Source organism: Corallococcus carmarthensis, from assembly GCF_003611695.1.
Lineage (GTDB): Bacteria > Myxococcota > Myxococcia > Myxococcales > Myxococcaceae > Corallococcus > Corallococcus carmarthensis.
Map to the genome: position 1 here is coordinate 1 of NZ_RAWE01000369.1, position 5066 is coordinate 5066.

Below are 5066 nucleotides of genomic sequence, written 5' to 3' on the forward strand. Positions count from 1 at the left end.
GTCCCCCTCCGCCCCCCGAGGCGGATGACGACGGCGGTGACGACGAGGGAGACGAGGGCCCCGACGAGGGTGAAGCCTCCGCGGGAGGCGCCCAGAACGGCGCGGCTGGAGGCCCCGCGGGCCAGGGTGGACGCCGCCGCCGTCGCCGCCGTCGCCGCCGTGGCGCGCAGGTGCACTTCACCCCGGAGGGCCAGGCCTACCGCATGCAGCCGGGCCCGGACGGGCAGCAGGTGCAGGTGTTCCTGACGCCCCAGGAGCTGGAGCAGTACCGCCAGCGCCAGGCGCAGCAGCAACAGCCGCCGCCCCAGGGCGGCGGGCAGCCGCAGCAGGGCCCGGAGGCCCGCCCCGCGCAGGACGGTGGGCAGCCGCCTCCGCAGCAGCGGCACGAACACCCGCGCCATCAGCAGCAGCAGCGCGGTGGCGGACATGCGCAGGGCGCGCCGCAGCAGAACCTGGCGCCGGTGGAGGGCGTGCTGGACACGGAGTCCAAGGGCCCCAACGCGTTCCTGCGTCAGGTGAAGCGCAACCTGCTGGCGTCGCCGGACGACCCGGAGATGCCGAAGAACCTGGTGCAGAAGCTGCGCCTGCGGCAGGGCCAGTACCTCACCGCGTTCGCGCAGATGCGCGGCCACAAGGGCGTCATCCAGAAGGTGGACACGGTGGACGGGCGTCCGCTGGACGGCGCCCCCCGGCTGCCGCACTTCGCGGACCTCACCTCCGTGGACCCCACCGAGCGGCTGAAGCTGGAGAACGGCCACAAGGAGATGGTCACGCGGGTGTTGGACCTCATCGCGCCCATCGGCAAGGGTCAGCGCGCGCTCATCGTCGCCCCGCCCAAGACGGGCAAGACGATCATGCTCCAGCGCATCGCGCAGGCCGTCATCCAGAACCACCCGGAGTGCCACGTCATGGTGGTGCTCATCGACGAGCGCCCCGAAGAAGTGACGGACATGCGCCGGAGCATCAAGGCGGAGGTCATCGCCTCCAGCTCCGACCGGCCCACGGGTGACCACCTCAAGGTGGCGGAGCTCGCGCTGGAGCGCGCGCGCCGGCTGGTGGAATCCGGCAAGGACGTGGTCATCCTCCTGGACTCCATCACCCGTCTGGCGCGCGCCTACAACAAGGAGGTCGACAGCTCCGGCCGCACCATGACGGGCGGCGTGGACAGCCGCGCCCTGGAGCGCCCCAAGCGCATCTTCGGCGCCGCGCGCGCCACGGAAGAGGCGGGCTCGCTCACCATCATCGGCACGGCGCTCATCGACACCGGCAGCCGCATGGACGAGGTCATCTTCGAGGAGTTCAAGGGCACGGGTAACTCCGAAGTCACCCTGGACCGCCTCCTCGCGGAGAAGCGCGTCTTCCCGGCCATCAACATCCCCCAGTCCGGCACGCGCAAGGAGGAGAAGCTCTTCACCCTGCGCGAGTACGAGAAGGTGAAGAAGCTGCGGCAGATGCTCTTCTCCGTGAAGCCGGTGGAGGCCATGGAAGCGCTCGTCAAACGGCTTGGCCGCTACACCTACAACGACGAGTTCTTCGACGAGTTGTAGGCCCCATCCGCCCGCGCGGGGGTGGTGTGGCGAGCCCTGGATTGCGTAAGGTGAGCGCATGATTCAGGGCTCGGGCCGCTGCCACTACCACCCGGACCGCGCGGGCCTGGGCGTCTGCGTGGAGTGCCGGCGCGTCATCTGCCGCGAGTGCACCACGCAGTTCGAGGGCATCAACCGCTGCGCCAGCTGCCTCGACACGCGCCGCAAGGCGCTGGAGGGGCCGCCACCCCGGCGCGAGTGGAGCGTGGCGCACGTGGTGCTGGCGCTCGTGGGCGTCGTGCTCGTGTGGGGCGGCGTGCTGCTGGCTGCGCACGCGGTGGGCTAGCGCGATGGCCGTCTCCGCCTTGGAATTGCGCCCCCGGGGTCCGGTGGCCTTGATGGACGCGGCGCTGCGGCTGTGCGCGCGCGACGCGGGCGTGTGGGCCCTCACGCTGCCCGGTGGAGCGGCGGTGGTGGCCGCGCTGCTGCATCTGCTGGACGCCGTGGATCATGGGCGCTCCCCCACCCTGCCCGCCTTGTACGTGACGCTCGCGTGGTTCCTCCGGGGCGTGGGCCAGGGCGCGGCGTGCCACTACGTGCAGGAGGTCTTGCTGGGCGCGAAGGCGGAGCCGTCCGTGCGGCAGTCCCTGCGCGCGGCGCTGTCGCGGCTGCCCAGCCTGTTCATCGCGGTGGCGTACCTGGCGTTCTTCAACGTGCTGACGCTGACGTTCTCGCTGGGCATCTCGCTGTTCATCCTCTCCGCGCAGGGCGTGGGCTACGCGGTGACGATGCAGGGCCGGGGCAGCCCCCTGAAGCTGTACACGGTGGGCTCGCGGCTGCTCGGTCCGTCGCGAGGGACGGCCACCGCGGTGCGCTGGCTGATGGGTGTCCAGGTGCTGGTGTTCCTCAACCTGCACGTGGGGCTCAACTTCGTGCTGTACCTCGGGCGGCAGCTCGTGGGCATCGACCTGACGTTCGCGGAGCGGTTCGCGTCGCTGGACAACCCGCCGTGGCTCGTGTTCCTCGCGGCGACGACGTTCGCCCTCTTCGAGCCCCTGCGCGCGGCGACCGCCACGCTGCTGCTGGTGGACGGACGCGTGCGGCAGGAGGGCCTGGACCTGCTGGCCGCCGTGCAGCAACTGCCGGAGCGGAGCACGAAGCGCGGCGCGCTTTCTTCGAAGGGCGTGGCCGCCGCGTTGCTCGTGGCCACGGGCCTGCTCTTCGCGGCCCCCGTTCCCGCTGAAGCGGCTCCGGAAGCCGCACCCGCGCTCGCCGACCGCAAGGCCGTGCGCGCCCGGCTGGTGAAGGTCGCGAAGACGTGTGAGCTGCCCGAGCAGGTGGAGGGCACGGCGCTCCAGGACTTCGATGCGCTGGACGCGCGTGAAACGGCCAAGCTCGAGCGCTTCGTGCGCCGCCTGGAGCAGCAGGCCTACGACGACGAGGACTGCGACAACGCGGCGGTGACGTTGGAGCAAGGGCTCGCGCAGGTGACGGCCACGGCCGAGGCCCAGGCGCGCGCGGACGCACGGGCGGCCACGGACCGGGCGCGGGCCATCCTCGCGCGGCCGGAGTTCCAGGAGCGCCCGGAGAAGGCCCCGGCCGAGCCCAAGGAGGAGGAGGTCCCTCCGGAGCCGGGCTGGTGGCGCCGCTTCATCGACAAGCTGGGCGAGTGGCTGAAGGAGTTCTTCAAGGGCCGCGACCCGCTGCCCCGGCAGCGCGAGACGGCCCTGCCCGTGAGCGGTGGCGCGGCGGCCAAAGCGCTCGTCGTGACGCTGGTCGCGCTGACGTTGGCGGTGCTGGGCGTGGTGCTCGTCAGCATCCTGCGGCGCAAGCGCGCGGGCTCGGGCCCGTCGCTGGAGGTGCGCACCGTGGATGCCGCGGCGCTCGCGGACAACCCGGACCACGCGCTGTCCCGTCCCCCGGAAGGTTGGGCGCACCTGGCAGACGCGCTGGCCGCGAAGGGCGAGTACCGCGAGGCGGTGCGCAACCTGTACCTCGCGCTCCTGTCGCGACTGCACCGCGATGGCGCCATCCACTACGACGAGACCCTCTCCAACTGGGACTACCTGCGCGCGTTCCGGGGCCGCGCCGAGGTGAAGGCTCCGTTCCGCGAGCTGACGCGCCGCTTCGACTTCGCGTGGTACGGCAACGTGCCCGTGGGCGCTGACGGCTACACCGAGTTCCGCGCCATCACCGCCCCGCTGCTCGCCGCGCCGCCCGTGCAGGAGGCCGCCGGTGCGTGACCGTTTCCCGTTGCTCGTGCTGGGATGCCTGCTGCTCGCGGGCGTGCTCGGAACGTTCCTGGTGCGTGGCGCCCAGCGCGGCGGCTTCGCGGATCCGCTGTCCACGTTCCGCGCGGAACCGGACGGCTCACGGGCCCTGTACCTGCTCGCGCAGGAGAGCGGCCTGCCGGTGACGCGCAACATGGCGGACCTGCGCATGCTCTCCGGTCATGAGGCGCTGGTGCTGCTCGCCGTGGAGGTCCAGGACTCGCACGAGGAGGATCCGGATCAGACGCGGCTCGCCTCGGATCCGGACGCGGGCACCGACGACGAGGAGGCGCCGCATCAGGGCTTCAACGCGATGCGGGCGCAGCAGCTGGACGACACCGAGGTGGAGCGCGTGCTGGCCCATGTCCGCGCCGGTGCCTCGCTGGTGTACGTGCCCTGGGGGTCGCGTGAGAACGCGCTCCTGGATGAGTTGGGCGTGAAGCTGGACAAGGCGGACGTGACGTTGCCCATGCGCACGCTGGTGCCCCCGCTGCCCACGCCTTACACGCTGGGCGTGGAGCGCGTGGAGGCGAAGGTCCAGGCCTACCTAAGGCTTCCGGAAGGCGCGGTCACCGTGCTGGAGGATGAACGCCTGGGCTTCCCCGTGGCGGCGGTGATTCCCGTGGGCGCGGGCCGGGTGCTGGTGGTGGGCGCCCCCGAGCTCGCGATGAACCCCGCGCTCGCGAGGGCGGACAACGCACAGTTCTGGCTGAGCGCGCTGGGCGCCCTGGGCCCCGGTCCCTTCGCCTTCGACGAGTTCCACCACGGCTTCACCAACGAGCGCTCGCTCGTGGACTTCGCGCGCCGCTACGGCCTGCACTTCGCCGTCGCGCAGCTGCTGCTGGGCGTCGTGCTGTGGGCGGGCGCGCTGAAGCGCTTCGGCCGTCCCCTGCCTCCCGCGGAGTCCATGCGCGTGGGCGCCACGGACGCCCTCTTCGCCATGAGCCGCCTGTACCGCGAGGGCCGGCACCATGCCTTCGCCGCGGGGCTCATCACGCGTGGCCTCACGCAGCAACTGGCGCCGCTCGCGGGCCTGCCTTCGCACTCCACGGCCGTCGCCGTCATGGAAGGCCTGCGGTCGCGCGGGCGCCAGGACCTGGCGGACGGGCTGCTCGACGTGACCCGCAAGTCCGAAGCCGTCCACAAGGACGCCGACCTCCAGGCCCTTGCCACTTCCGCCGCGCACGTGCGCGGCGGCAGTGGCAAGGGCCTGGGGGTCGGCGTCCTTGTGGACGGCCTCGGACCTGCGGGTCACGTCGAGCAGCCCGTC

General features: G+C 72.1%; 4 protein-coding genes. All 4 read left to right on the top strand.

Translation table 11 applies throughout. The annotated features are described in order from the left end of the window. On the top strand, window positions 1-1547 hold a 1547-nt coding region (gene rho, locus D7X32_RS43075), incomplete at its 5' end, for a transcription termination factor Rho (RefSeq protein WP_120608291.1). A gap of 58 nt (window positions 1548-1605) precedes the next feature. Further along, entirely contained in the window at window positions 1606-1872 is a 267-nt protein-coding gene (locus tag D7X32_RS43080; protein WP_014398393.1) for a hypothetical protein, read from the top strand. A 4-nt stretch (window positions 1873-1876) separates the two neighbouring features. Continuing rightward, entirely contained in the window at window positions 1877-3769 is a 1893-nt protein-coding gene (locus tag D7X32_RS43085; protein WP_120608290.1) for a DUF4129 domain-containing protein, read from the top strand. Beyond that, on the top strand, window positions 3762-5066 hold a 1305-nt coding region (locus tag D7X32_RS43090), incomplete at its 3' end, for a DUF4350 domain-containing protein (protein WP_244239500.1). The genes D7X32_RS43085 and D7X32_RS43090, both read left to right, overlap by 8 nt.